Genomic DNA, 24,628 nt, shown 5'->3' with positions numbered 1-24,628 from the left:
GTCGTGCGGGCAAGCCACCAGGCAGATAGTAGGCGTTGCGATCATGGTGGGTTACGGTGCAGCGCCAAATATCACGCGGCTTTCAGTTTGTAACATGCACCTAACCCACCCCTACGGTTCGCCAGCGCTCACTTGCACAGCTCGTAGGATGGGTGAAACCCATCGGAAAAGTGATGGGTTGCACCTGCGCGGCCCGACCCATCCTACGGGTTTCGGTCTTCCCAGCGCCTATTTGCGCAACAGTCGCAGCCCGTTGAGCACCACCAGCAGGCTTACGCCCATATCGGCGAACACGGCCATCCACATGGTGGCGTGACCGGTAATGGTCACGGCCAGGAAGATCGCCTTGATACCCAGTGCCAGGGCGATGTTCTGCTTGAGGATCGTCGCGGTCTGCCGGGACAGGCGGATGAACGTCGGAATCTTGCGCAAGTCATCGTCCATGATCGCCACGTCGGCGGTTTCGATGGCCGTGTCGGTGCCGATCGCCGCCATGGCGAAGCCGACATCGGCGCGGGCCAGGGCAGGGGCGTCGTTGATGCCGTCGCCGACCATGGCGACCACACCTCGCTGGCCGAGCAGGCCCTCGACCGTCGCCAGCTTGTCGGCGGGCAGCAGGTCGCCGCGGGCTTCATCGATACCGACCTGAGCGGCGATGGCCTGGGCGGTGTGCTGATTGTCACCGGTGAGCATCAGGGTTTTGATGCCCATGTCATGCAGGGTGGCGATAGCCTCGCGGCTGCTGGCCTTGAGCGTATCGGCGACCGCGAACAGGGCCAGGGCGCGGTTCTCGTCACTGAGCAGAATCACCGTCTTGCCCTCGCGCTCGAGCCCATCGAGCTGGGCTTCGATTTCGGCCGAGCACAGGCCCAGCTCTTCGAGCAGGCGATGGTTGCCCAACTGGTAGCGCTGGCCGTCGATCACACCGCGTACGCCACGCCCGGGCAGGGCCTCGAATGCCTGTACTTCACTCAGCGCGACACCTTGCTCCTGCGCTGCCTTGGCCACTGCCTGCGAAACCGGGTGATCCGAGCGTGCAGCGAGGCTGGCGGCCAGTTCGCGATACGGTTCTGCGTCGCTTTCTATCAGCGCCTGGTAATCGGTCTGCAGCGGTTTGCCATGGGTGAGGGTGCCGGTCTTATCCAGTGCCAGATGGGTGATGTGCCGGCCGTTTTCCAGGTACACGCCGCCCTTGACCAGAATGCCCTTGCGCGCTGCCGCCGCCAGGCCGCTGACGATGCTTACCGGCGTGGAGATCACCAGGGCGCACGGGCAGGCGACCACCAGCAATACCAGCGCCCGGTAAACCCACTCGTACCAGCCGCCGTTGAGTAGCAGCGGTGGCACTACTGCCACGGCCAGGGAGAGCAGGAACACCAGGGGGGTATAGATGCGTGCGAAGCGGTCGACGAAGCGCTGGGTCGGCGCTCGCGCGCCCTGGGCTTCTTCCACGGCCTTGATGATGCGTGATAGAGCGCTATTGCTGGCGGCGGTGCTGACCCGGTATTCCAGGGCGCCGCTCTGGTTGATGGTGCCGGCGAACAAGGTGTCGCCCACACTTTTCTCGATGGGCAGGCTTTCACCGGTGATCGGCGACTGGTCGACCGTCGAGTGGCCCTCGAGCACCTGGCCATCCAGGCCAATGCGCTCACCGGGGCGCAGCCGAACCACGCTGCCGATGGCCACCTGCGCCACCTCCAGGGACTGCCAACTGCCGTCCGCCTGGCGTACCGTGGCCTGTTCCGGGGTCAGCGCCATCAGGCCGCGTATGGCGTTGCGCGCGCGATCCAGGGATTTCGCCTCGATCCGTTCGGCAATCGCGAACAGCACCATGACCATCGCCGCTTCCGGCCATTGGCCAATCAGGATGGCGCCGGTCACGGCGATGCTCATCAGTGCATTGATGTTCAGGTTGAGGTTCTTCAGGGCGATCCAGCCCTTCTTGTATACCTCCAGCCCGGACGCCAGCACGGCGCCCAGGGCCATAAGCGCAACCACCCATTCCGGTGCTGCATCGGTGAAGTGCACCACCTCGGCCATGAATGCCGCCACGCCAGCGAGTATCAGCCGCCACGGCAGCCCACTCTGGGGTTGCTCGGGAGCGACAGGCGGGCTTTCGCCGCCTTCCGGTTGTGGAGTGAAGCCCAACTCGCGTATGGCCTGCAGCGCAGGCTCGAGGTCGTCCGGGTTGTGGCGGATGGTCAGCACCCGCTGCATCAGGTTGAACTGCAGTGCCTCGATGCCGGGCTGCCGAGCGAGTTTGTCGGTGATCAAACGCTCCTCGGTGGGGCAATCCATCTGCTCGATGCGCACCCGGGTCTCGGCTGCCAGTGGCAGGGCCTGCATGCCCAGGCTGGCGATGGTCTCGACCAGCAAAGGCGCTGCGCCCGCCTGGTGCTCGACGAGCAGGGTACGATTGAGCAGGTTGAACTGCATGGCGTGCACTTCGGGCAGGTGCTGCAATTTGCCACGTATCAGGCCTTCCTCGGTCGGGCAGCACATCTGCTCGATACGCAGTGTGCTGCTTTCCATGGCAGGGCTGAGGTGCGCAGTCCCAGGCTCAACGATCTGGGTGATCAATGGAGTGCCTGCGTCGCAGCAGGACGATGCCGTCCCGGCAGCGCAGCACGAGTCCTGGGGGCGAGGGGGCTTGGGGGTGTGATCGTGATCGCAGCAGTTCGCCATGGTGCTTCTCCGAATATCTTGTTGCAGAGTGAACACCCTGTAGCCACTATAGGGTCAAGCATTGGAGGAACAGAGCATGAAAATTGGCGAATTGGCGGCGGTCACCCAGTGTCAGGTGGAGACCATTCGGTATTACGAGCGCGAAGGGCTGCTGCCCGCGCCGCAGCGTAGCGAGGGCAACTACCGGCTGTATCGGCCCGAACACGTCGAACGGCTGACCTTCATCCGTAACTGCCGCACGCTGGACATGACGCTCGACGAGATTCGCGAGCTGCTCAGCCTGCGTGGTCAGCCTGCGGAAAATTGCGAAGCCATCAACACCCTGATCGACGAACACATCGAACACGTCAACGCGCGCATCGCCAGCCTGCAGTCGCTACAGGAGCAACTGGTCGAGCTGCGCAACAGTTGCCTGGCTGATCAACAATCGGCGCCCTGCGAGATCATTCGCCAGCTCAGCACCAGCGACAATCTGCATGCCGACAAGGATGTATCCCATGTCGGGCGCAGCCATCAGCATTAGTCGCATGGCCACAATTTGGGCATAATCGTGCTTCCCTTACCGCCGCGTGCTCAGCATCCGATGTCTTCCCGGCCACTGCGTGTTCTGCTGCTCTGTCTGCTGATGCTGGCCTTGCCCGCGCAGGGCATCGCCGCGGTCGGCATGCAGGCAGGTATGGCGCTCTCGGCCGGTGGGCATGGCCATGGCATGCACCTGTCCGGCGCTGCGCATTCCTGCGGCGCGGCCTGCAGCCACCACGAGGCGGCCAGCGATCAGAAAGCTCCAGGGCATGCTACCTGTAGTCTCTGCGTGTTCTGCGTCGGCGTGGTTGCCTTGAATCCCGCCATTGCCGCTCCCACCCAGTTGCCGCTGGATCGACCTCTGGCTGCCTGGCACGAGCACTTCATCGGGCATATCGCCGACACCCCGGATCGTCCTCCCCGTCATCTCATCGGCTGAATCCTTCTTTTCGAACCAGCGTGTGACGGCCAGCAACTGACTGTCACGCGACCTGCGTGCCTGGAGGCACGCCGATGAGTATTCAACGAGGCAAACACGATGCGAATGACGACAACCCTGATGAGCGCCCTGGCGCTTGCCGCTTTCCTTCAAGCCCCACTGGCCACCGCGGGTGATCACGCTCACGGATCCGGCCACCAGGCCGGTCACGGCGCGGGCAGTGCCGAGCAGAAACCCTGGGGAACCCCAGGGGACGCAGCCAGGGCGACGCGCACGGTGGAAATCCGCATGAATGACCAGATGCGCTTCGTGCCGGACAAGCTGGAGGTCAAGGAGGGCGAGACGGTGCGTTTCGTGTTGCATAACGACGGGCAACTGCTGCACGAGTTCGTGCTGGGCGACAAGGCGTATCTGGACGAACATGCCGCGATGATGCTCCAGCAACCGACCATGGCACACACAGGCATGGACATGCTGCACGTGCAACCGGGCGAGCAGGGCGAAGTGGTGTGGACGTTCAACCGTGCCGGCGCCTTCGACTTCGGCTGTCTGATCGCCGGGCATTACCAGGCCGGGATGGTCGGCCAGGTCGGCGTGGCCGAATAAACGCCTCGCTGCTGCGGCACGAGCTGTTTCGTGCCGCAGTTTCTGCGCGCCTTATGCCGGTGAAATGGCGAAGCGCTGTTCCAGATAGGCTGCAATGGCCTTGGATTCGTACAGCCAGGTGCTCTGGCCGTTCTCTTCGATACGCAAGCATGGAACCTGGATCTTGCCACCCTGTTCGGCAAGGGCCTGGCGATGTTGTGGGTCGTTCTTGGCGTCACGCAGGGCGACGGGCACATTCAATCGATGCAGCTTGCGGCGGATCTTCACGCAGAACGGGCACGCGTTGAACTGATAAAGAGTCAGGTCGCTGGCTGCCTGTTCGACCGCAGCCTGGGCAACCGGCGTGCGTTTCAGCTTGGCCGGACGAGTGGCGAGGTCGCCGAGGACGATCAGTTGGCCGAGGCCGAGTCGAAGCGCCTTGATAATCATGCTGGGTTACCTGCAAATGTTGAACGGCGCGCAGCTTACCCGAGTTCACCCTGCTTGACCCAGCCGTTGTCGGGTCTTTCCGGCATAATCGACGAACGTGAAACTGCTCTGGCCGATTCGATGAAACCTGAAGACCTGCAACTGCTGGTAACCCGCGAAATGCCGTTCGGCAAGTACAAAGGGCGCCTGATCGCCGATCTGCCGGGCAATTACCTCAACTGGTTCGCCCGCGAGGGGTTTCCCGATGGGGAAATCGGACGGCTGCTGGCGCTGATGCAGGAAATCGATCACAACGGTTTGTCGCCCTTGCTCGATCCATTGCGCAGCAAGCCGCGTCAGCCTTTGCGCGGCTAGGGTTACAGATTCGCTGACCTCTCAGCGCTGACTGGCCAGCTCTTCCAGATGCTCGATGATGCTGTCGGGCTTGAGCACCAGAATGTCACTTTCCAGGATGTCGAGGATGACCTCGGCGGTGTTGCCGATCAGCGCACCGCTGAAACCGGTGCGTGCGACAGTACCGATCACCGTAACGGCCGCGTGCAGCTGGTGGGCGAAATGCGGAATCAATACGTCGGCCGGGCCTTCGGCGATATGCAGATGCTCATCGTCGATATCGTAGGCGTCCTGAAATGCCCGGCATTGTTCGCGATAGCGCTCTTCGATGGTTTCGCGCAGTTGGAAGGTCGGATCGGCAGCCGCCAGCATCGGCGATGGATGAGCACTGATCACGTGTAGCGAGGCCTTGGCCAGATTGGCGATGTCGTAGCCGTGGTCGATGATGCTGGTGTGCAGGGCGCGGTGCTCGTCGTCGGCATTGCCCACGTCGACCGCCGCCAGTACGGTGCCGCCCGTCCAGGGCGTCTCGGTTTTAACCAGCAGCACCGGGCAGGGGCAGTAGCGCAACAGTTTCCAGTCTTCGGGGGTCAGCAGTGCCTTCTTCAGTGGGTTGTCGGGTTTGTGCTGCTTGATCACCAGGCCGCAGCCCTCGGCCTGCTGGGTGACGATGATGGTTTCCTGGGTACTGCCGTGCCAGGCCTGTTGCGCGCTGGCGCTGTGCCCATCCTGTTCCAGGGTATTGCACAACTGGCGCAGATAACCGCTGTGATCCTCGACGTTGTCACAGACCAGTAAATGCAGATGGGACTGCGTCACCCCGGCGATCAACCTGGCGCGCTTGAGCGCCAGCCCTTCTGCGTGATTGGGTTGAATGACCACGAGAATGCTGCGGATGGCTTGCATGGTGTGTCCCTCTGGCGTGCGGCTGGTCGTTATCAATATAGATGCCGTACTCCAGGCAAGTTCTTGACCGGCATCAAGCGGGGCGGCTGGTGGTTGTCGTTGACGGCTTTATAATGGCCGGCTTCACGTCCGGTGCGTCCTGCTCATCCACCTGCAAATGCCTGCATACCTTGCGGTTTGCCGTGGGGAGGCAAGGGCTTCGGACTTTTCGCCACCTCGTCGCTTGTGGGCTATGTCCGTGTCATCTCCAGTCACAGTTTCAGATCAGTCATCACCTGCTGGCCGCCCGCGCACATCGCCGAGCCTGCCGGAAATCCATGATTTTCTCGGTTGCCGCACGCCCCGGGCCTGGGTCGATGCCGCCTTGGCCAACCAGGAAATCATGCTGATCGACCATAAGAACTGCGAGTTCAAGGCTGCCAGCACGGCGCTCAGCCTGATGGCCAAGTACAGCTGCCATGCAGACCTGATCAACATGATGTCGCGGCTGGCCCGCGAGGAACTGGTGCACCACGAGCAGGTGCTGCGCATCATGAAGCGCCGCAAGATTGGCCTGCGTCCGGTTTCCGCCGCGCGTTACGCCTCGGGGCTGCGCAAGGTGACGCGTAATCACGAGCCACAGAAACTGGTCGACACCCTGGTGGTCGGTGCCTTTATCGAAGCACGCAGCTGCGAACGCTTCGAGGCGATCGTGCCGCACCTGGACGAAGAGCTGGGCAAGTTCTACTTCGGCCTGCTGAAGAGCGAAGCGCGACACTTTCAGGGTTACCTGAAGCTCGCCTATCAGTATGGTGATGCGGCAGATGTCGACCTGGCCATCGAGCGGGTGAGGGCGGTCGAGCAGGTACTGATCGAGTCGCCCGATACGGAGTTTCGCTTTCATAGCGGCGTGCCGCAGGCGTAGCCTGGATCAGCCGACGGCGTAATCCGGGAGCGATCTCAACGGCGCCATTCACTGCAGAGCGAACGGCGCCTGATTGAAACCGTTTTCATCGATCTGCAACGCCCAACCCTGTTTATCCCAGTCGCCCAGGACGATTCGGCGTGCCGGTTGGCCATCGACCTGCAATTCATGGCTGGCAGGGCGGTGGGTATGGCCGTGGATCAGCGTCCGTACGCCATGATCCGCCATCACCCGCTGCACTTCCTCGGGCGTGACGTCAACGATATCGCTGGCCTTCATGCGAGTCTGCGAGCGGCTTTCCGAGCGCAGCTTGCGCGCCAGTTTATGGCGTGTGTTCAGCGGCAGGTTGCGCAGGACGAACAGACTCAGGGGGTTGCGCAGCCAGCGGCGCATCTTCATGTAGCCGACGTCCAGGGTGCACAGGCTGTCACCGTGCATCAGCAGTACCTTCTCCCCGGCCAGAATCACTTCATGCGGATCGCTCAGCAGGGTACAGCCGGCCTCACGGCAGAATGCCTTGCCGAGCAGGAAGTCACGGTTGCCGTGCATGAGGTAGATACGTGTGCCGCTGTCGCTCAAACGGCGCAGGGCCTGGGCAATGCCGCGTTGGAAGGGCGTCATGGCGTCGTCGCCGATCCACACTTCGAAAAAATCGCCAAGAATGTATAGCGCCTCGGCCTGACTGGCCCGAGTGTCGAGGAAATGCAAGAACGCCCGGCTGATATCCGGGCGCTCCTCTTCAAGATGCAGGTCGGAGATCAGCAGGATCACTCGACGATCTCGGCCTTCTCGATGATCACGTCTTCCGCTGGCACGTCCTGATGGCCGGATTTCATGGTGGTGGCGACGCCCTTGATGGCTTCGACCACGTCCAGGCCTTCGACCACCTCACCGAACACCGCGTAGCCCCAGCCCTGCACGGTCGGTGCACTGTGGTCGAGGAAGGTGTTGTCGGCAACGTTGATGAAGAACTGCGCGGAGGCCGAGTGCGGCTCCATGGTGCGAGCCATGGCCACGGTGCCGGTTTTGTTGCTGAGGCCGTTGTTGGCTTCGTTCTTGATCGTCGCTTTGGTCGGTTTCTGCTTCATGCCCGGCTCGAAACCGCCGCCCTGGATCATGAAATTGCCGATCACGCGGTGGAACACGGTGCCGTCGTAATGGCCGCTCTTGACGTATTCTTTGAAGTTGGCCACGGTCTCCGGCGCTTTGTCTTCGAACAGGTTGAGGGTGATGACGCCGTGGTTGGTGTGCAGCTTGATCATGTGCTTAATCGCTCTGTCGAGAAAATCCCGGGGCCGCTCCCGGCTCGGTACAGACATTTATGTCGCCCGAAGGTCAGGGAGCAGGCACCAAGGCCTGTCAGGGGGTTGACAGCTTGGGCTATGATAAGCGCTTTGTTTTAGTCGGCCTACCCTGTGCCGCAATCCGCACGCGCTAAGGACACCATGAGCAAGCCCACCGTCGAAAAAGCCGCCAACTTCCTGCGTCCCCTCGTTCAGGCTGACCTGGACGCTGGCAAGCATGCCAAGATCATCACCCGTTTCCCGCCGGAGCCCAACGGCTATCTGCACATCGGCCACGCCAAGTCGATCTGCCTGAACTTCGGCCTGGCCCAGGAATTCGGTGGCGAGTGCAACCTGCGTTTCGACGATACCAATCCGGCCAAGGAAGATCAGGAATACATCGATGCCATCAAGGCCGATGTCGAGTGGCTGGGCTTCAAGTGGGCCGGCGAGGAGCGTTACGCCTCCAATTACTTCGACCAGTTGCACGACTGGGCCGTCGAGCTGATCAAGGCCGGCAAGGCTTATGTCGACGATCTGTCGCCGGACGAAGCCCGCGAATACCGTGGCACCCTGAATACGCCCGGCAAGGACAGCCCCTACCGCGAGCGCAGTGTCGAGGAAAACCTCGATCTGTTCGCGCGCATGAAGGCTGGCGAGTTCCCGGATGGCGCCCGCGCTCTGCGCGCCAAGATCGACATGGCCTCGCGCAACATGAACCTGCGCGACCCGATCCTCTATCGCATCCGCCACGCCCATCACCATCAGACCGGCGACAAGTGGTGCATCTACCCCAGCTACGACTTCACCCACGGTCAGTCGGACGCCATCGAAGGCGTGACCCACTCCATCTGCACCCTGGAGTTCGAGGATCATCGCCCGCTTTACGAGTGGTTCCTGGCCAACCTGTCGGTGCCGGCGCAGCCGCGTCAGTACGAATTCGCCCGGCTCAACCTGAACTACACCATCACCAGCAAGCGCAAGCTCAAGCAACTGGTCGACGAGAATCACGTCAACGGCTGGGACGACCCGCGCATGTCGACGCTCTCCGGCTATCGACGCCGTGGCTACACCCCGGCCTCGATCCGTACCTTCTGCGACATGATCGGTGTCAACCGCGCTGGCGGTCTGGTGGATATCGGCATGCTGGAATTCGCCATCCGCGAAGACCTGGACGCCAATGCCTCGCGTGCCATGTGCGTGCTCAAACCACTCAAGGTGGTGATCACCAACTACCCGCAAGGCCAGGTCGAGAACCTGGAGTTGGCGCGTCATCCCAAGCAGGATATCGGCGTGCGTGCGCTGCCGTTCTCCCGCGAGATTTATATCGACGCTGGCGACTTCGAAGAAACCCCGCCAGCCGGCTACAAACGCCTGATCCCCGGTGGCGAAGTACGCCTGCGCGGCAGCTATGTGATCCGCGCCGACGAGGCGATCAAGGATGCTGACGGCAACATTGTCGAGCTGCGCTGCAGCTACGACGAGAACACCCTGGGCAAGAACCCGGAAGGGCGCAAGGTCAAGGGCGTGATCCACTGGGTGCCGGCCGCCGAGAGCGTCGAGTGCGAAGTGCGCTTGTACGATCGCCTGTTCCGTTCGGCCAACCCGGAGAAAGCGGAAGAAAGCGGCAGCTTCCTCGACAACATCAACCCCGACTCCCTGATCGTGCTCAAAGGATGCCGTGCCGAACCATCGCTGGCCCAGGCGAAAGCCGAGGATCGCTTCCAGTTCGAGCGTGAAGGCTATTTCTGCCTGGACGCCAAGGATTCGAAAGCCGATGCGCTGGTCTTCAACCGCACTGTCACCTTGCGCGACTCCTGGGGCCAATAACGGCTGTCAAATTGCTGCGCTCGATCATGCTGCGTTGGAGCGAGGATCAGGAAAGTGCTTGCACTAACGCCCGAGAGGGCGGCCCGAAGGGCGAGCGGAGCGAGTACTGCTCATGTACTTCAGTACACTCCGCTTCCTCACCTCGCTCCGCCTTGCCTGATCTTCGCTCGCTGCTTTGAAAGCCGTTCTTAAGGAATTTAAAGATGCTGTCGATCTACAACACCCTGAGCAAGGTCAAGGAACCGTTCAAGCCGCTGGTCGGTAACCAGGTGCGCATGTACGTGTGCGGCATGACCGTCTACGACTTCTGCCACATCGGCCATGCCCGCGTGATGGTCGCGTTCGACGTGGTCACCCGCTGGCTGCGTCATCGCGGTTACGACGTGACCTACGTGCGCAACATTACCGACATCGACGACAAGATCATCCGCCGTGCCAATGAAAACGGCGAGCCGTTCGAGGCGCTGGTCGAGCGCATGATCGCGGCGATGCATGAGGACGAGGCGCGCCTGTCGGTACTGCGTCCGGATCAGGAACCGCGCGCCACCGGCCATATAGCCGGCATGCACGAGATGATCCAGACCCTGATCGACAAGGGGTACGCCTACGCACCGGGCAATGGCGACGTGTATTACCGCGTCGGCAGGTTCAAAGGTTACGGCAAGCTGTCGCGCAAGAAGATCGAAGACCTGAAGATCGGTGCGCGCATCGAGGTCGACGAGATCAAGCAGGATCCGCTGGACTTCGTTCTGTGGAAAGGCGCCAAACCAGGCGAGCCAAGCTGGGCGTCGCCCTGGGGCGCTGGCCGGCCGGGCTGGCACATCGAGTGCTCGGTGATGTCCACCTGCTGCCTGGGCGAGACCTTCGATATCCATGGCGGCGGTCCGGATCTGGTGTTCCCGCACCACGAGAACGAGATCGCGCAGAGCGAAGCGGCGACCGGCAAGCTGTACGCCAACGCCTGGATGCATGCTGGCGCGGTGCGTGTGGATGGCGAGAAGATGTCCAAGAGCCTGGGCAACTTCTTCACCATCCGCGAAGTGCTGGAAAAGTACCATCCGGAGGTGGTGCGCTATCTGCTGGTGTCCAGCCATTACCGCAGCCCGATCAACTACTCGGAAGAAAGCCTCAAGGAAGCCAAGGGTGCCCTGGAGCGCTTCTACAACGGCCTCAAGGGTTTGCCCGAGGTCGCTGCAGCCGGTGGCGAAGCGTTCGTCGAGCGCTTCGGCGCGGCGATGGACGATGACTTCAACTCGCCGGAAGCCTGTGCGGTACTGTTCGAGATGATCCGCGAGGTCAATCGCCTGCGTGAAAGCGACTTGCAGGCCGCTGCTGGTCTGGCCGCTCAGCTCAAGCAACTGGCCGGTCTGCTCGGCGTGTTGCAACTTGAGCCGGACGCCTTTCTCAAGGCCGGCGCCGAAGGCAAGGTCGATGCTGCCGAAGTGGAGGCGCTGATCGCTGCGCGCCTGCAGGCCCGTGCCGAGAAGAACTGGGCCGAGTCCGATCGCATCCGCGACCAGATCACCGCCCTGGGTGTGGTGCTGGAGGATGGTAAGGGCGGTACCACCTGGCGGCTTGCCGAGTAGTCATCGCTGTACCGAAAAGGCCGCTGATGCGGCCTTTTCGTTTTCTGATGCGCGCATCGAATTCGCTACGGAAACATCATGTTAAAGCGTTACAAACTTCTGCTTTCCACTACGCTGGCCCGTTACTTCCCGCGTACGACGGCGTACCTGCTGGCCGAAAAACACGCCGCCGCCGAGCGGCTGAAGTCTGCTGCAAAAGCCAAGGGCAAGCCTGCCCCCAGAAAGAAAACGACATCTACAAAGCGCGCAGGGAAGGGTGCCAGTCCTGTAAAGAATGGCCGGGAGCCATTCTTGACGTCGCGTAGCGACGGCCCGCAGGGGCGCGGCCAGGGAGGGCCTGCGACAAAAAAGCCCGTTAGGCGCGCGAGCGCCGGCATTTACTCTGCGGCCGCCATGAAAGTTACCGCGGCCCAGGAACAGGCCATGCGTGACACCGTCGCGCTAGCCGTTGCTGGCGGTGTGATTGGTGCGCCTTCCGACGAGCAGTGGGCGATGATTGTTGGACGTCAGCCACTGACGCGGATCTTCGCCGGTGCAGGGTCGGGCAAGTCGACTACCCTGGTGCTGCGTGTGGTCTTTATGCTTTGTCACCTAAATATCGAGCCCGAACGGTTGACGGTGATCTCCTTTACCAACGCATCCTGCGCCGAGCTGCGTGAGCGTCTGCTGAGGGTACTGGCGTTCTGGCAGTCACCCATCGATGAGCGTGCCGTGCGCCAATGTGTGCGTACCTTTCACTCCGCGATGGGGATACTGGCACGTCAGGTGCTGGGCAATCCGGCCTGGTTCGAGCAGCTTGGTGACAAGCAGGCCTCGTCCAGCGAGCCGGATAATCCCCTGGCAGTCGGACGTCTGGGGGCCGCGCAAAGTCGCCTGCTGAAAGAGGTGTATCAGGTTTGTTACGCCGACGATCCGGCGTTTCGCTCGCAGGTTCACGAGTTGCTTGGCTCGCCTGCACCGGATGAGCAGAAGGCGCTGCCAAAGGCGCCAATGCAACCGTTCAAACTGGTGGGAGAGCTGCACGCTGCGCCGCTGTTCGAAGTGTTTTACGGCCAGGCAGGCTTTATCGAGAGCATTGGCATCCGCATCGACCAACTGGCGGTGGACGCGGTGCCCTGTTCGGCTCAAGAACGTATGTTTCTCCTGGCATTGCAGGTTTTCTGGCAGGCGTTGCAGCAGCGTCTTGGCCAGCAGGGCCTGATGACCTTCAATGGCGCCTTTCAGCAACTGACCCAGATGCTCGATGAAGGTGACGGGCGGTTGTCCGCCGATGCACTGGCGGCCTTTTCGCATCTGTTGATCGACGAGTTCCAGGATGTATCGCCGCAGATCGTGCAGTGGCTGCAGGCCGTGCATCGGCGTCTGAGCGGCGCGGCAACTGCGGTGAGCCTGATGGCCATTGGTGATGACTGGCAGTCGATTTATGGCTGGCGCGGCAGTTCGCCGGAATTGTTCATGGCTTTCGATCGGCACTTCCCGAGCAAAGGCAAGGGCAAGAGCGCGGTGCTGATGTTGCAGGCGAACTACCGCTCCATCGAGCCGGTGATTCGTGATGCCGAGTCCATTCTGCGCGATGTGGCTTTCAAGCAGGAAAAGGCCACTGCGGCTATCAAGGCCGCGCCTGTTGGTGGACACGGTGTGCAGTTGCTGACGCCCTTCGATCTGACCCGGCAAATGCCCGATCTGCTACGCGAAATTGAGGCCCAGTGCGACTACGCCAGCGCCATCGGCTCGACGGAGCGTACGGCAGTCTTGTTGCTTGGTCGGCGTAACGAGACGCTCAAGGAGGTTCAGTCCGGGCTCGACCGCAAGCTCCCGGTGAAGGCATACACCATTCACCGCGCCAAGGGTTTGCAGGCGGAGGTGGCGATCATCATCGACGACTGCCTGCCACCGATGCCCCATCCATTGCGCAACGCCCTGTATGCGCATTGTGGTTTCTTCACCAACAGTTACGACCAGGCGATGGCGGACGAGAGTCTGCGTCTGGGCTACGTGGCGGTGACCCGGGGCGTCAGCCGGGTACTCTGGTATGCGCGCAAGCCTCAGGGAGCCAGTGCGCTGTTGCACAGCCGGCGCGGCTAGCTAGGCGTGCATACCCTGTTGGCGCAAGCGTTTGTAGAGCGTGTTGCGGCTGATGCCCAGTTGCCTGGCCAGGTGCGAAAGGTTGCCGCCGCAAGCGCGCAGTAGACTGGCCAGATCGTCATCCCGCACGGTGGGCGGTGCCGGCTTCTGCTCGGGCAGGTCGACGAAGAAGTCCTCGGGCAGGTGCTCGATGCGTACCGGCTGATTTTCGGCCAGCGCCAGGGCGACCTGTATCACGCTGCTCAGTTGGCGCAGGTTGCCCGGCCAGGGGTGGCGCATGAACAGTTCCAGCACTTCGCTGGCGATGATCTTGCTCTGATCCGGTTCGCGGTAGCGATCCCATAGATGCTGGAACAGCGCCAGTTTGTCGCTGCGCTCACGCAGCGGCGGCAGCGCCAGGTTGAGGCCGCTGACACGGTAGTAGAGGTCAGAGCGGAAGCGACCTGTATCGACGTCCTGACGCAGTGGCCGGTTGGTCGCGGAGACCAGGCGGATGTCCACCGGCTGCGGCTCGCCACCTCCAAGCGGCTGCACGCAGCGTTCCTGCAATACGCGCAGCAGGCGCGCCTGGGCGTGTAGGGGCATGTCACCGACCTCGTCGAGAAACAGCACGCCCCGGTGTGCCTTGCGGATCAGGCCGAGGCTGCCTTTTTGACTGGCGCCGGTGAAGGCGCCTTTTTCGTAGCCGAACAGCTCTGCCTCGACCAGTTCGGCCGGAATGGCCGCGCAGTTGACCGCCACCAGCGGTTGGCTGGCGCGTGAGCTGGCACCGTGCAGCGCCCTGACGAATACTTCCTTGCCGGCCCCGGTTTCGCCCTGGATGAGGATCGGGATGTCCTTTTCCAGCATGCGCCGTGCCTGATGTACGGCTTTATCGAGACAGGCGTCGCCGTGGTGGATCGCCTGCAGGTCAGGTTCACCGTGCCGCACCGGATCTGGTGCGGCACGCCAGGTTCGGGAGCGAACCGGGCGGCGCTGGGCGGGGCGGTGCAATTGTCCATGAAAGCGGTAGCGCCCGCCGGCCAGCAGGGCGAATGGCTGCCGCTCGGATTGCCCGAGCAGTTGTGGCAGGGGCAGGTCGAACAACTCATCCAGTGACGCCCCCGTTGCGTCCAGCCCAAGCAGGCGTTCGGCACGGCGGTTGGCGCACAGCACCCGACCTTGCTCGTCGACGATCAGCAGACCGGCCCAGGGACTGCCCAGATTGCTCAGGCTGGTGTTGAAACTCAGCTGAAAACAGTCCTCACGAAACAGATTGAGGATCAGCCGGTTCTCCACCGACTGACTCATCATCCGAACCATGCCCAGGGTGTGCGAGGGCGGCAGATAGCGATCGCTGGACACGTCGAGCACGGCGATCAGGCGCCGTTGCGCGTCGAAGATCGGTGCTGCCGAACCACTCATGAAACGGTTGGCCTTGAGGAAGTGCTCGTCGTGCTGGATGTGCACCGCCTGCCTGCAACTGAGCGCAGTGCCTATGGCATTGGTGCCTGTGTGGCGTTCCAGCCAGCTGGCACCGCTGACGAATCCGGCCGCCTGATCCTGTGTGGCGAAGCGTTGCTCGCCCCAGGCGTGCAGCACGTGGCCGTCACCGTCGGCAAGCAGAATTAGGCAGTTGGAGTTGGCCAGGATGGTGCCGTAGCAGGGCAGGACTTCCTGGTGAGTGGTCTGCACCAGGGCCTGCTGGCGTTCGAGCAGGGCCGCCACCTCGTCACGTGACGGCAGGCTGAAGCGGGGAACACTGTGGTGGCTGAGGCCGAATTCGCGGCAGCGTGACCAGGACTCCTGAATCACGGTGTCGTGCGGCAGCGGGCGTGCGGCTTCGGACATGGCGAGGGTCGATCCTTCCTTATTGTTGTTATGGCGTCGGGGGTACCGGGCTGCAGTGAGTGTTGTCGATGACTGTTCAATGTCAACAGACATGCTGTTCAGTTGTTCAGTGCCATCTGTTCAGCGTGCTGCCGTGAACATCGCGAACGACTTTGCAAATAAGAAAAAATTTCAATAAATACAATTTGTTACGCGTGCTGGAGTGGTATCTGGCACGGAACTCGCCTGATGCCTGGTACTGACCACTGGGCAAAGGAGCCAGGCATGGCGTTGGTGCTGGAACATGTCACGCGTATCGTCGACCGGCAGCCGTGGATCGAAGACGTTTGTCTGAGCTTCGCCGCGGGCTCCTTCCATGTGCTGCTGGGCCGCACCCTGGCCGGGAAAACCAGCCTGATGCGCCTGATGGCCGGGCTGGATCGCCCCAGCAGTGGCCGCATCCTGCTGGACGGCAAGGACGTGACTGGCGTGCCGGTGCGCCAGCGCAACCTGTCCATGGTCTATCAGCAATTCATCAATTACCCGACCCTGAACGTGTTCGACAACATTGCCTCGCCCTTGCGTCAGGCAGGGGTGAGCGCCGCCGAGATCGACGAGCGGGTGCAGGCCACAGCCCGCATGCTGCGCATCGAGGGACTGCTCAAACGCTTTCCGCTGGAGCTTTCCGGCGGTCAGCAGCAGCGTACGGCCATGGCTCGGGCACTGGTCAAGGATGCTTCGTTGATCCTCTTCGACGAACCGCTGGTCAACCTCGACTACAAGCTGCGCGAGGAACTGCGCCAGGAAATGCGCGAGCTGTTCCAGGCGCGTGACTGTGTGGCCATCTACGCCACCACCGAGCCCAACGAGGCGCTGGCTCTGGGCGGCACTACCACCATTCTCCACGAAGGCCGGGTGGTGCAGAGTGGCAGCACTACCGAGGTGTATCACCTGCCGCAGCAGGTGCTGGCTGCCGAGCTGTTCTCCGAGCCGCCGATCAACCTGATGCCTGGGCGCATCGGTGCCACCGAGGTCAGCTTCGCCGACGCCGTGCACTTTCCCCTCAATGGCGACCTGCAGAACATCCCTCTGGGCGATTACCGATTTGGGGTGCGCCCCAGTCACATTGGCCTGGTGCCCTCTCGGGACGACGACCTGGAGCTGGCTGTGACCGTGGAACTGGCCGAGATCAGCGGCTCGGAGACCTTCCTGCACGTGCGTCACGAGCAGTTCTCCCTGGTGCTGCATCTGTCGGGGGTGCACGAGTACGACGTGGACACCCCGATCCTGATCTATGTACCAACCCACAAGCTGTTCGTATTCGACGCTCAGGGGCAGCTGGTTCAGGCACCCACTCGGCGCGCGAGGAGGGCTGCCTGATGGCGCAGATTCAGCTGCGCAACCTTGCGCACAGCTACGCCAGCAAGCCTGCAGGCGCAGAGGATTATGCCATCCGCGAACTCAATCACGCCTGGGAACAGGGCGGTGCCTACGCGCTTCTGGGGCCGTCGGGTTGCGGCAAGAGCACGTTGCTGAACATCATTTCCGGGCTGATCACACCTTCCAGCGGTGAGGTGCTGTTCGACACTCGCACGGTCAACGAGCTGTCACCCCAGGCACGCAACATCGCTCAGGTTTTCCAGTTCCCGGTGGTCTACGACACCATGACGGTGTTCGACAACCTGGCCTTTCCGCTGCGTAACCAGGGCATGGACGAGACCCGGGTGACCAGCAAGGTGCAGGAGATCGCCGAGGTGCTCGATTTGCAGCCGCTGCTGTCACGCAAGGCACGCAACCTCAGCGCCGACGAGAAACAGAAGGTCTCCATGGGGCGCGGGCTGGTGCGTGATGACGTTTCGGCGATCCTTTTCGACGAGCCGCTGACGGTGATCGACCCGCACCTGAAGTGGAAGCTGCGGCGCAAGCTCAAGCAGATTCACGAGCAGTTCAACATCACCATGGTCTACGTCACCCACGACCAGCTGGAGGCCTCGACCTTCGCGGACAAGATAGCGGTGATGTACGGCGGTCAGATCGTCCAGTTCGGTACCCCGCGGGAACTGTTCGAGCGTCCGGCCCACACCTTCGTCGGCTATTTCATCGGCAGCCCGGGCATGAACCTGATCGAGGTCGAGCGTTGCCCGGGCGGGGTCTGTTTCGACGGCATCGAGGTCTCGCTGTCGGCAGGCCTGTTGCGGCGCCTCGAAACCCTGCAGGGCCACCGACTGCAATTGGGTATCCGCCCGGAGTTCGTGCACCTGCACGATGCTCCCTATGACGACGCGCTGTGCGGCGAGGCGGTGCATGTCGAGGATCTTGGCACCTACAAGATTCTCACCCTGCGCCTGGGCGAGCGTTTGCTCAAGGCGCGGCTGCAGGAGGATCAGGCAGTGCCGGCCGAGCAGGTCTACCTGAGCTTTCCGGCGCAGTGGCTGATGCTCTACGCGGACGATTATCTGGTCGAGGAGGAGGGCGCATGAAGGTACAGGACAACCGTGCCTGGTGGCTGGTGCTGCCGGTGTTCCTGTTGGTGGCCTTCAGCGCCATCGTGCCGGTGATGACCGTGGTCAACTATTCGGTGCAGGACATCTTCGATCCTTCCACGCGTTACTTCGTCGGCCTCGACTGGTACCGCCAGGTACTCCAGGATCCGCGCCTGCACGACTCACTGCTGCGGCAGTTCGTGTTTTCCGGTTGCGTGCTGCTGATTGAAATACCTCTGGGCATCGCCGTGGCCCTGTGCATGCCGACTCGCGGGCGCCTGGTATCGCTGTGCCTGATCCTGCTGGCTGTGCCGCTACTGATTCCATGGAACGTGGTGGGCACCATCTGGCAGATCTTCGGGCGCGCCGACATCGGCCTGCTGGGCTGGTCGCTCAATGCCCTGGGCATCGACTACAACTATGCCTCCAACACCCTGGATGCCTGGGTCACGGTACTGGTGATGGATGTCTGGCACTGGACCTCGCTGGTTGCCTTGCTGTGTTATTCCGGGCTGCGAGCGATCCCCGACGTCTACTACCAGGCCGCGCGCATCGACCGTGCTTCGCCCTGGGCGGTGTTTCGCCATATCCAGCTGCCGAAGATGAAGAGTGTGCTGCTGATCGCGGTGATGCTGCGCTTCATGGACAGCTTCATGATCTACACCGAGCCCTTCGTGCTCACCGGCGGCGGGCCGGGCAACGCCACTACCTTCCTCAGTCAGACGCTGACCAAGATGGCCATCGGTCAGTTCGACCTGGGCCCGGCGGCGGCTTTCTCACTGGTGTACTTCCTGATCATTCTGCTGGTGTCCTGGCTCTTCTACACCGCCATGACCCATGACGACGAGCGCCGCTGAGGAGAACATGGGCATGCGCAAGGGGTTGCTGCTGACGCTCTATATCCTGTTCCTGCTGGTACCGGTGTACTGGTTGCTGAACATGTCGTTCAAGACCAACACCGAAATTCTCGGTGGCCTGTCGCTCTGGCCCCGGGAATTCACCCTGGACAACTACCGGGTGATTTTCACCGATCCGGCCTGGTACGGCGGCTACCTCAACTCGCTGTACTACGTCACCCTCAACACCCTGATATCCCTGGCAGTGGCTCTGCCGGCAGCTTATGCCTTCTCGCGTTACCGATTCCTGGGCGACAAGCATCTGTTCTTCTGGCTGCTGACCAATCGCATGGCGCCGCCAGCGGTGTTCCTGTTGCCGTTCTTTCAACTGTATTCATCGATCGGCCTGTTCGACACCCACATCGCTGTGGCCCTGGCCCACTGCCTGTTCAACGTGCCGCTGGCGGTCTGGATTCTCGAAGGCTTCATGTCCGGGGTGCCCAAGGAAATCGACGAGACCGCCTATATCGACGGCTACAGCTTCCCGCGTTTCTTCGTCACCCTGTTCATCCCGCTGATTCGCTCCGGCATCGGCGTCACGGCGTTCTTCTGCTTCATGTTCTCCTGGGTCGAGCTGCTGCTGGCGCGCACCCTGACGTCGGTGGATGCCAAGCCGATCGCGGCGGTGATGACCCGTACCGTATCGGCCTCCGGCATCGACTGGGGCGTATTGGCCGCGGCCGGAGTGCTGACCATCCTGCCGGGCGTACTGGTGATCTGGTTCATACGCAATCACGTGGCCAAGGGCTTCGCCCTTGGTCGGGTGTAAGGAGGCTACGCATGCAGTGGATGGCCTGGACTCTGCCGACCGCCGTGTTCTTCGCGTCGGTCGGATTGTTGCTGGTGCTCATGAGTGTGTGGGAGCTGCGTTCGCCGAGTGTCAGGCGCAAGGGCTTCCTGCCCATTGCCACGACCCGTGGCGATCGGCTGTTCATCGGTCTGCTGGGCAGCGCCTATCTGCATCTGCTGGTTATAGGTGCGACCGACTGGCCGGTATGGATCGCGTCCGTGGCGGCGCTGGCCTGGTTGCTGCTGGTGATGCGCCGGGGGTGAACGGCCCGGCCGGGCGCCGCCAAGGCGCGGCTGGTCGGGCTTTGTCTGATAATCAATGGAGGTGTCTATGTTCGACGATAACAACAAGATTCGACAGGGCATGGCGTTGTCGGCGCTGCTGGCGTTGTGTGCCAGCGCGCCCCAGACCTGGGCCGACGCGCACGAGGACGCGGCCCGTAGCTGGATCGGCAAGGAGTTCACCCCATCCACGCTGACCCCGGAGGAGCAGTTCAAGGAGATGCAGTGGTTCATCAAGGCCGCCGAGCCGTTTCGCGGCCTGTCGATCAAGGTCGTCTCCGAGACCCTGACCACCCACGAATACGAGGCCAAGGTGCTGGCCAAGGCCTTTACCGAGATCACCGGCATCCGCCTGACCCACGACCTGATGCAGGAAGGCGACGTGGTCGAGAAGCTGCAGACGCAGATGCAGTCCGGGCGCAACATCTACGATGGCTGGGTCAATGATTCCGACCTGATCGGCACGCACTTTCGCTATGGCAAGACGGTGTCGATCACCGACATGATGGCCAATGAAGGCAAGGACGTGACCTCGCCAACCCTGGATCTGCAGGATTTCATCGGCATTTCCTTCACCACCGGCCCGGATGGCAAGGTCTACCAGCTGCCCGACCAGCAGTTCGCCAACCTCTACTGGTTTCGCGCCGACTGGTTCGAGCGCCCGGAGCTGAAGTCCAAGTTCCAGGAACTCTACGGCTATGAGCTGGGTGTACCGGTGAACTGGTCGGCCTACGAAGACATCGCCGAGTTCTTCAGCAAGCACGTCAAGGAAATCGACGGCAAGCGTGTCTACGGCCACATGGATTACGGCAAGAAGGATCCGTCCCTGGGCTGGCGCTTTACCGATGCCTGGTTCTCCATGGCCGGTGGCGGCGACAAGGGGCTGCCCAACGGCCTGCCGGTGGACGAGTGGGGCATTCGCGTGGACGGCTGCCGCCCGGTGGGCTCCAGTGTTGCGCGTGGTGGCGACACCAATGGGCCGGCGGCGGTCTACGCGACCCAGAAATACGTCGACTGGATGCGCGCCTATGCGCCGTCCGAGGCACAGGGCATGACCTTTTCCGAATCAGGGCCAGTACCCGCCCAGGGGCACATCGCGCAGCAGATATTCTGGTATACGGGCTTCACCGCCGACATGACCAAGCCAGGCTTGTCCGTGGTGAACGAAGACGGCACGCCGAAGTGGCGCATGGCGCCATCGCCCAAGGGGCCGTATTGGGAAGAAGGGATGAAGCTCGGCTATCAGGACGCCGGTTCCTGGACGTTCCTGCATTCCACGCCGGAGAAACAGCGCCTGGCGGCATGGCTGTATGCCCAGTTCGTGACGTCGAAGACGGTATCGCTGAAGAAGACCCTGGTCGGCCTGACGCCGATCCGCGAGTCGGACATCAACTCCCAGGCCATGACCGACGTGGCGCCCAAGCTTGGCGGATTAGTGGAGTTCTACCGCAGCCCGGCCCGCGTGCAATGGACGCCTACCGGCACCAACGTACCGGACTATCCGCGTCTGGCGCAGCTCTGGTGGCAGTACATCGCCGAAGCTGCCAGCGGCGACAAGACGCCTCAGGAAGCCCTCGATGGCTTGGCCGAAGCCCAGGACACCATGCTGGGTCGTCTGGAGCGCTCCAACGTGCTGGGCGAGTGCGGGCCCAAGCTCAATGAACCACGTGATCCGCAATACTGGTTCGATCAGCCGGGCGCGCCCAAGCCGAAGCTGGCAAACGAGAAACCGAAGGGCGAGACGATTGCCTACGAGGAACTGCTCAAATCCTGGGAGCAGGCACGCAAGTGAAAGAGCAGGGAGCGGCAGAGGCTGCCGCTCCCGATGCTCAGGCGTGCAGGTGTTCGGCCGCGTGCAGGGTGTTCTCCAGCAGGCAGGCGCGGGTCATCGGGCCGACGCCACCTGGAACCGGAGTGATCCAACCGGCGCGGGGCAGGGCAGTCTCATAGATCACGTCGCCAATCAGCTTGCCGTCGGTCTGACGGTTGATGCCTACGTCGATGACGATGGCGCCTTCCTTGATCCACTCGCCCTTGACCAGCCCGGGCTTGCCCGCCGCGACCACGACGATGTCAGCCTGGCCTACATGACCGGCCAGATCCTTGGTAAAGCGGTGAGTCACGGTCACGGTACAGCCACCGAGCAGCAACTCCATCGCCATGGGGCGGCCAACGATATTGGAAGCACCCACTACCACGGCATGCAGGCCATAGAGGTCGACGCCAGTGCTGGCCAAAAGGGTCATGATGCCTTTGGGTGTGCAAGGGCGCAGCAGCGGCATGCGCTGGGCCAGGCGGCCGATGTTGTAGGGATGGAAACCGTCCACATCCTTGTCCGGGCGGATGCGCTCCAGTAGCAGGGATGAGTCGAGGTGCGCCGGTAGCGGCAACTGCACCAGGATACCGTCGATGGTCGCGTCTTCATTCAGTGAGTCGATCAGGCTCAGCAATTCGTCCTGGCTGGTTTCGGCGCTCAGGTCATAAGCGCGGGAAACGAAGCCGACTTCCTCGCAATCCTTGCGCTTGTGCGCGACATAAACCTGAGAGGCGGGATCGCTGCCGACCAGGATCACCGCCAGGCCGGGGGCGCGCAGTCCTTGCTGACGCCTTTCGGCGACGCGCTGGGCGATCTGCTGGCGGATATTGGCGGCAATCGCTTTGCCATCTATCAGTTGTGCGGTCATTGCGCTCGGTTAACCATTGAAAGGGAGTGAAAAAGGACGCGCATTCTCGCATGGCATTAAGGAAGGGCAAAGGCGCCAGACAGCAGATTTGGTGTAACTCCTTTATCTAACTGAATTTTTTAGATTTGGGTGTTGACGACTCAGGGGTGCCTCTATAAGATGCGCACCACTTGGCGAGCACAGCAAGTGACAGGGTAAAGCGGCAAAGGCAGCAACGAAAGTGGCCGCTCTAGCCGAAACTTGAAGTCTGCTCTAGTGGATGGATAAGTGCCCGTAGCTCAGCTGGATAGAGCATCCGCCTTCTAAGCGGATGGTCGCAGGTTCGAGTCCTGCCGGGTGCGCCACTAGGTGAATCGGCACAAGTAAAGCAGCAAAGCAATATGGTGGGCGTAGCTCAGTTGGTAGAGCACAGGATTGTGGCTCCTGGTGTCGAGGGTTCGATCCCCTTCGTCCACCCCATATTCTGAAAGCGCCAGGCCCTTAAGAGCCTGGCGTTTTTGTTTGTAAAAAAAAATGTATTACCACGCGGACGTGGTGGAATTGGTAGACACACTGGATTTAGGTTCCAGCGCCGCAAGGCGTGAGAGTTCGAGTCTCTCCGTCCGCACCATCTTTAAGCGCCCCTCCCGTTTGCCACCTGCATCTAGGGTGACTTCTGCAACACCTCCCTCTAGAATGCATGCCCTTAAATGGGGTCGGTAAACGGCCGGCATACGTCTGTGCAACGAGGAATATCCATGCAAGTTTCTGTTGAAAGCACTTCCGCTCTCGAGCGCCGCATGAGCATTACTGTGCCGGCCGAGCGTATCGAGACTCAGGTCAACAAGCGTCTGCAGCAGACTGCACAGAAGGCCAAGATCCCTGGTTTCCGTCCTGGCAAAGTGCCAATGAGCGTGATTCGTCAGCGTTTCGAGGCTGATGCGCGCCAGGAAGCTGTAGGTGATGTCATTCAGTCCTCCTTCTATGAGGCCATTGCCGAGCAGAAGCTCACTCCTGCTGGTCAGCCTTCGGTCGAGCCGAAAGTGCTGGAGAAGGGCAAGGATCTGGAATTCATCGCTACCTTCGAAGTCTTCCCGGAAATCAAGGTCGGTGGTCTTGAGGGCATTGCCATCGAGCGCCAGCAGGCTGACGTGGCTGACTCCGATGTCGACAACATGCTGGATATCCTGCGCAAGCAGAATACCCGCTTCGAAGCTGTCGAGCGTGCTGCCGAGAAAGACGACCAACTGAACATCGACTTCGTTGGCAAGATCGACGGCGAGGCCTTCGCTGGCGGTTCCGCCACCGGCACCCAGCTGGTGCTGGGCTCCGGCCGCATGATCCCGGGCTTCGAAGACGCCCTGATCGGCGCCAAGGCTGGTGAAGAGCGGGTGATCAATCCGACCTTCCCCGAGGACTATCAGAATCTCGATCTGGCTGGCAAGACTGCCGAGTTCACCGTAACCGTGAACAGCGTCTCCGCTCCGCAGCTGCCAGAGCTGAATGACGAGTTCTTCACTCTGTTCGGCATCAAGGAAGGCGGTCTGGAAGGCTTCCGCACCGAAGTTCGCAAGAACATGGAGCGTGAGCTGCGCCAGGCGATCAAATCCAAGATCAAGAACCAGGTAATGGACGGCCTGCTGGCTGCCAACCCGGTCGACGTGCCGAAAGCGCTGATCGCCAACGAAGTGAACAATCTGCGCGTGCAGGCCGTTCAACAGTTCGGTGGCAACATCAAGCCTGATCAACTGCCGGCCGAGCTGTTCGAAGAACAAGCCAAGCGCCGTGTGTCCCTCGGCCTGATCGTTGCCGAAGTGGTCAAGCAGTTCGAACTCAAGCCAGATGACGCCCGCGTCCGTGAGCTGATCCAGGAAATGGCTTCGGCCTACCAGGAGCCAGAGCAGGTCGTGGCGTGGTACTACAAGAACGACCAGCAACTGAACGAAGTTCGTTCGGTTGTACTGGAAGAGCAAGTTGTAGATACTGTTTTGCAGAAGGCCAATGTGACTGACAAATCGGTCTCTTACGAAGAAGCAGTCAAGCCGGCAGAAGCTCCGCAGGCCGCCTGATTCCTTCACCTCGTTCGAGAACACCATAA

General features: G+C 61.7%; 22 protein-coding genes and 3 tRNA genes. 18 read left to right on the top strand and 7 right to left on the bottom strand.

Annotated features, from left to right (window positions below; all coding sequences use genetic code 11):
- Positions 1-228: 228 nt before the first annotated feature.
- Entirely contained in the window at positions 229-2,346 is a 2,118-nt protein-coding gene (locus DNK06_RS20025) for a heavy metal translocating P-type ATPase (protein WP_242674726.1), read from the bottom strand.
- Positions 2,347-2,761: 415 nt separating this feature from the next.
- On the opposite strand from DNK06_RS20025, the gene cadR reads away from it, so the two are divergent.
- The 3 genes from cadR (at position 2,762) to DNK06_RS20010 (ending at position 4,252) form a co-directional block, all read left to right on the top strand.
- A complete protein-coding gene (gene cadR / locus DNK06_RS20020) occupies positions 2,762-3,208 on the top strand; it encodes a Cd(II)/Pb(II)-responsive transcriptional regulator (protein WP_131181752.1) in 447 nt (148 codons plus the stop codon).
- Between the two features lie 60 nt (positions 3,209-3,268).
- Positions 3,269-3,646 (top strand): hypothetical protein, encoded by a 378-nt coding sequence (locus DNK06_RS20015; protein WP_131181751.1) that lies wholly within the window; start codon positions 3,269-3,271, stop codon positions 3,644-3,646.
- 105 nt (positions 3,647-3,751) lie between these two features.
- Positions 3,752-4,252, top strand: coding sequence for a cupredoxin domain-containing protein (locus DNK06_RS20010; RefSeq protein WP_242674724.1), 501 nt, complete (start codon positions 3,752-3,754; stop codon positions 4,250-4,252).
- A gap of 51 nt (positions 4,253-4,303) precedes the next feature.
- On the opposite strand, the gene DNK06_RS20005 is transcribed toward DNK06_RS20010, so the two are convergent.
- On the bottom strand, positions 4,304-4,681 hold the full coding sequence (locus DNK06_RS20005; protein ID WP_131181749.1) for a glutaredoxin family protein: 378 nt from the start codon (positions 4,679-4,681) through the stop codon (positions 4,304-4,306).
- A gap of 120 nt (positions 4,682-4,801) precedes the next feature.
- Between DNK06_RS20005 and DNK06_RS20000 the strand changes: the two genes are divergently transcribed.
- Positions 4,802-5,035 (top strand): DUF3820 family protein, encoded by a 234-nt coding sequence (locus DNK06_RS20000; RefSeq protein ID WP_131181748.1) that lies wholly within the window; start codon positions 4,802-4,804, stop codon positions 5,033-5,035.
- Positions 5,036-5,056: 21 nt separating this feature from the next.
- Here the strand turns inward: DNK06_RS20000 and DNK06_RS19995 are convergent, their stop codons facing one another.
- Positions 5,057-5,920 carry a universal stress protein gene (locus DNK06_RS19995; RefSeq protein WP_131181747.1) on the bottom strand — a complete coding sequence of 288 codons (864 nt, stop codon included), beginning with the start codon at positions 5,918-5,920 and terminating at the stop codon, positions 5,057-5,059.
- Positions 5,921-6,224: 304 nt separating this feature from the next.
- Here DNK06_RS19995 and DNK06_RS19990 point away from each other — a divergent pair, with 304 nt between their 5' ends.
- The gene (locus tag DNK06_RS19990) at positions 6,225-6,824 is read left to right on the top strand and encodes a MiaE family protein (RefSeq protein WP_131181773.1); all 600 of its coding nucleotides are present in this window, start codon (positions 6,225-6,227) and stop codon (positions 6,822-6,824) included.
- 48 nt (positions 6,825-6,872) lie between these two features.
- On the opposite strand, the gene lpxH is transcribed toward DNK06_RS19990, so the two are convergent.
- Together lpxH and DNK06_RS19980 are read right to left on the bottom strand one after the other, a co-directional pair.
- Positions 6,873-7,595 (bottom strand): UDP-2,3-diacylglucosamine diphosphatase, encoded by a 723-nt coding sequence (gene lpxH / locus DNK06_RS19985; RefSeq protein ID WP_131181746.1) that lies wholly within the window; start codon positions 7,593-7,595, stop codon positions 6,873-6,875.
- A complete protein-coding gene (locus tag DNK06_RS19980; RefSeq protein WP_131181745.1) occupies positions 7,592-8,086 on the bottom strand; it encodes a peptidylprolyl isomerase in 495 nt (164 codons plus the stop codon). The genes lpxH and DNK06_RS19980 overlap by 4 nt, the downstream gene beginning before the upstream one ends.
- A 183-nt stretch (positions 8,087-8,269) precedes the next feature.
- Here DNK06_RS19980 and DNK06_RS19975 point away from each other — a divergent pair, with 183 nt between their 5' ends.
- From DNK06_RS19975 to DNK06_RS19965, 3 genes are all read left to right on the top strand, one after another.
- Positions 8,270-9,937, top strand: a complete 1,668-nt coding sequence (locus DNK06_RS19975; protein WP_131181744.1) for a glutamine--tRNA ligase/YqeY domain fusion protein — start codon at positions 8,270-8,272, stop codon at positions 9,935-9,937.
- A 203-nt stretch (positions 9,938-10,140) separates the two neighbouring features.
- Positions 10,141-11,523: a cysteine--tRNA ligase gene (gene cysS, locus DNK06_RS19970; RefSeq protein ID WP_131181743.1), complete on the top strand. Its 1,383-nt coding sequence runs from the start codon at positions 10,141-10,143 to the stop codon at positions 11,521-11,523.
- A gap of 78 nt (positions 11,524-11,601) precedes the next feature.
- The gene (locus DNK06_RS19965; RefSeq protein WP_131181742.1) at positions 11,602-13,608 is read left to right on the top strand and encodes a UvrD-helicase domain-containing protein; all 2,007 of its coding nucleotides are present in this window, start codon (positions 11,602-11,604) and stop codon (positions 13,606-13,608) included.
- On the opposite strand, the gene DNK06_RS19960 is transcribed toward DNK06_RS19965, so the two are convergent.
- Positions 13,609-15,438: a sigma-54-dependent Fis family transcriptional regulator gene (locus DNK06_RS19960; protein WP_131181741.1), complete on the bottom strand. Its 1,830-nt coding sequence runs from the start codon at positions 15,436-15,438 to the stop codon at positions 13,609-13,611.
- 264 nt (positions 15,439-15,702) lie between these two features.
- Between DNK06_RS19960 and DNK06_RS19955 the strand changes: the two genes are divergently transcribed.
- The 6 genes from DNK06_RS19955 to DNK06_RS19930 all read left to right on the top strand — a co-directional run bounded on the left by DNK06_RS19955 (position 15,703) and on the right by DNK06_RS19930 (position 21,659).
- Positions 15,703-16,797, top strand: a complete 1,095-nt coding sequence (locus tag DNK06_RS19955; RefSeq protein WP_131181772.1) for an ABC transporter ATP-binding protein — start codon at positions 15,703-15,705, stop codon at positions 16,795-16,797.
- Entirely contained in the window at positions 16,797-17,897 is a 1,101-nt protein-coding gene (locus tag DNK06_RS19950) for an ABC transporter ATP-binding protein (protein WP_131181740.1), read from the top strand. The genes DNK06_RS19955 and DNK06_RS19950 overlap by 1 nt, the downstream gene beginning before the upstream one ends.
- Positions 17,894-18,757: a carbohydrate ABC transporter permease gene (locus DNK06_RS19945; RefSeq protein WP_131181739.1), complete on the top strand. Its 864-nt coding sequence runs from the start codon at positions 17,894-17,896 to the stop codon at positions 18,755-18,757. Before DNK06_RS19950 ends, DNK06_RS19945 begins: the two co-directional genes overlap by 4 nt.
- A 7-nt stretch (positions 18,758-18,764) precedes the next feature.
- Positions 18,765-19,565: a carbohydrate ABC transporter permease gene (locus tag DNK06_RS19940; protein ID WP_131181771.1), complete on the top strand. Its 801-nt coding sequence runs from the start codon at positions 18,765-18,767 to the stop codon at positions 19,563-19,565.
- A gap of 11 nt (positions 19,566-19,576) precedes the next feature.
- Complete coding sequence (locus tag DNK06_RS19935) at positions 19,577-19,849, top strand: DUF2160 domain-containing protein (RefSeq protein WP_131181738.1); 273 nt, start codon at positions 19,577-19,579, stop codon at positions 19,847-19,849.
- A 67-nt stretch (positions 19,850-19,916) separates the two neighbouring features.
- Positions 19,917-21,659: an ABC transporter substrate-binding protein gene (locus DNK06_RS19930; RefSeq protein WP_131181737.1), complete on the top strand. Its 1,743-nt coding sequence runs from the start codon at positions 19,917-19,919 to the stop codon at positions 21,657-21,659.
- 37 nt (positions 21,660-21,696) lie between these two features.
- On the opposite strand, the gene folD is transcribed toward DNK06_RS19930, so the two are convergent.
- On the bottom strand, positions 21,697-22,551 hold the full coding sequence (gene folD / locus DNK06_RS19925) for a bifunctional methylenetetrahydrofolate dehydrogenase/methenyltetrahydrofolate cyclohydrolase FolD (RefSeq protein ID WP_131181736.1): 855 nt from the start codon (positions 22,549-22,551) through the stop codon (positions 21,697-21,699).
- 267 nt (positions 22,552-22,818) lie between these two features.
- Here folD and DNK06_RS19920 point away from each other — a divergent pair.
- The 4 genes from DNK06_RS19920 (at position 22,819) to tig (ending at position 24,599) form a co-directional block, all read left to right on the top strand.
- Positions 22,819-22,895: transfer RNA gene (locus DNK06_RS19920), tRNA-Arg, on the top strand.
- 39 nt (positions 22,896-22,934) lie between these two features.
- Positions 22,935-23,010 (top strand) — tRNA-His (locus tag DNK06_RS19915).
- A 66-nt stretch (positions 23,011-23,076) separates the two neighbouring features.
- Positions 23,077-23,161 (top strand) — tRNA-Leu (locus DNK06_RS19910).
- 127 nt (positions 23,162-23,288) lie between these two features.
- Positions 23,289-24,599 carry a trigger factor gene (tig, locus tag DNK06_RS19905; protein ID WP_131181735.1) on the top strand — a complete coding sequence of 437 codons (1,311 nt, stop codon included), beginning with the start codon at positions 23,289-23,291 and terminating at the stop codon, positions 24,597-24,599.
- The last annotated feature ends 29 nt before the right edge of the window (positions 24,600-24,628 follow it).

It is taken from the genome of Phytopseudomonas daroniae (assembly GCF_004327285.1).
Taxonomy (GTDB): domain Bacteria; phylum Pseudomonadota; class Gammaproteobacteria; order Pseudomonadales; family Pseudomonadaceae; genus Aquipseudomonas; species Aquipseudomonas daroniae.
The sequence above is the reverse complement of the archived record's forward strand: the minus strand, read 5'-3'. Positions and strand labels throughout refer to the sequence as shown.

Excerpts from the sequence above, each read along its gene's own strand:
- DNK06_RS19935 (WP_131181738.1), top strand. The coding sequence starts at position 19,577 with ATGCAGTGGATGGCCTGGACTCTGCCGACCGCCGTGTTCTTCGCGTCG.
- DNK06_RS19980 (WP_131181745.1), bottom strand. The coding sequence starts at position 8,086 with ATGATCAAGCTGCACACCAACCACGGCGTCATCACCCTCAACCTGTTC.
- DNK06_RS20015 (WP_131181751.1), top strand. The coding sequence starts at position 3,269 with ATGTCTTCCCGGCCACTGCGTGTTCTGCTGCTCTGTCTGCTGATGCTG.
- DNK06_RS19940 (WP_131181771.1), top strand. The coding sequence starts at position 18,765 with ATGGGCATGCGCAAGGGGTTGCTGCTGACGCTCTATATCCTGTTCCTG.
- DNK06_RS19945 (WP_131181739.1), top strand. The coding sequence starts at position 17,894 with ATGAAGGTACAGGACAACCGTGCCTGGTGGCTGGTGCTGCCGGTGTTC.
- DNK06_RS19995 (WP_131181747.1), bottom strand. The coding sequence starts at position 5,920 with ATGCAAGCCATCCGCAGCATTCTCGTGGTCATTCAACCCAATCACGCA.
- DNK06_RS19965 (WP_131181742.1), top strand. The coding sequence starts at position 11,602 with ATGTTAAAGCGTTACAAACTTCTGCTTTCCACTACGCTGGCCCGTTAC.
- cadR (WP_131181752.1), top strand. The coding sequence starts at position 2,762 with ATGAAAATTGGCGAATTGGCGGCGGTCACCCAGTGTCAGGTGGAGACC.
- DNK06_RS19930 (WP_131181737.1), top strand. The coding sequence starts at position 19,917 with ATGTTCGACGATAACAACAAGATTCGACAGGGCATGGCGTTGTCGGCG.
- DNK06_RS19955 (WP_131181772.1), top strand. The coding sequence starts at position 15,703 with ATGGCGTTGGTGCTGGAACATGTCACGCGTATCGTCGACCGGCAGCCG.
- DNK06_RS20010 (WP_242674724.1), top strand. The coding sequence starts at position 3,752 with ATGACGACAACCCTGATGAGCGCCCTGGCGCTTGCCGCTTTCCTTCAA.
- DNK06_RS19950 (WP_131181740.1), top strand. The coding sequence starts at position 16,797 with ATGGCGCAGATTCAGCTGCGCAACCTTGCGCACAGCTACGCCAGCAAG.
- DNK06_RS19975 (WP_131181744.1), top strand. The coding sequence starts at position 8,270 with ATGAGCAAGCCCACCGTCGAAAAAGCCGCCAACTTCCTGCGTCCCCTC.
- tig (WP_131181735.1), top strand. The coding sequence starts at position 23,289 with ATGCAAGTTTCTGTTGAAAGCACTTCCGCTCTCGAGCGCCGCATGAGC.
- DNK06_RS20025 (WP_242674726.1), bottom strand. The coding sequence starts at position 2,346 with ATGCAGGCCCTGCCACTGGCAGCCGAGACCCGGGTGCGCATCGAGCAG.
- cysS (WP_131181743.1), top strand. The coding sequence starts at position 10,141 with ATGCTGTCGATCTACAACACCCTGAGCAAGGTCAAGGAACCGTTCAAG.
- DNK06_RS19960 (WP_131181741.1), bottom strand. The coding sequence starts at position 15,438 with ATGTCCGAAGCCGCACGCCCGCTGCCGCACGACACCGTGATTCAGGAG.
- DNK06_RS20000 (WP_131181748.1), top strand. The coding sequence starts at position 4,802 with ATGAAACCTGAAGACCTGCAACTGCTGGTAACCCGCGAAATGCCGTTC.
- folD (WP_131181736.1), bottom strand. The coding sequence starts at position 22,551 with ATGACCGCACAACTGATAGATGGCAAAGCGATTGCCGCCAATATCCGC.
- DNK06_RS20005 (WP_131181749.1), bottom strand. The coding sequence starts at position 4,681 with ATGATTATCAAGGCGCTTCGACTCGGCCTCGGCCAACTGATCGTCCTC.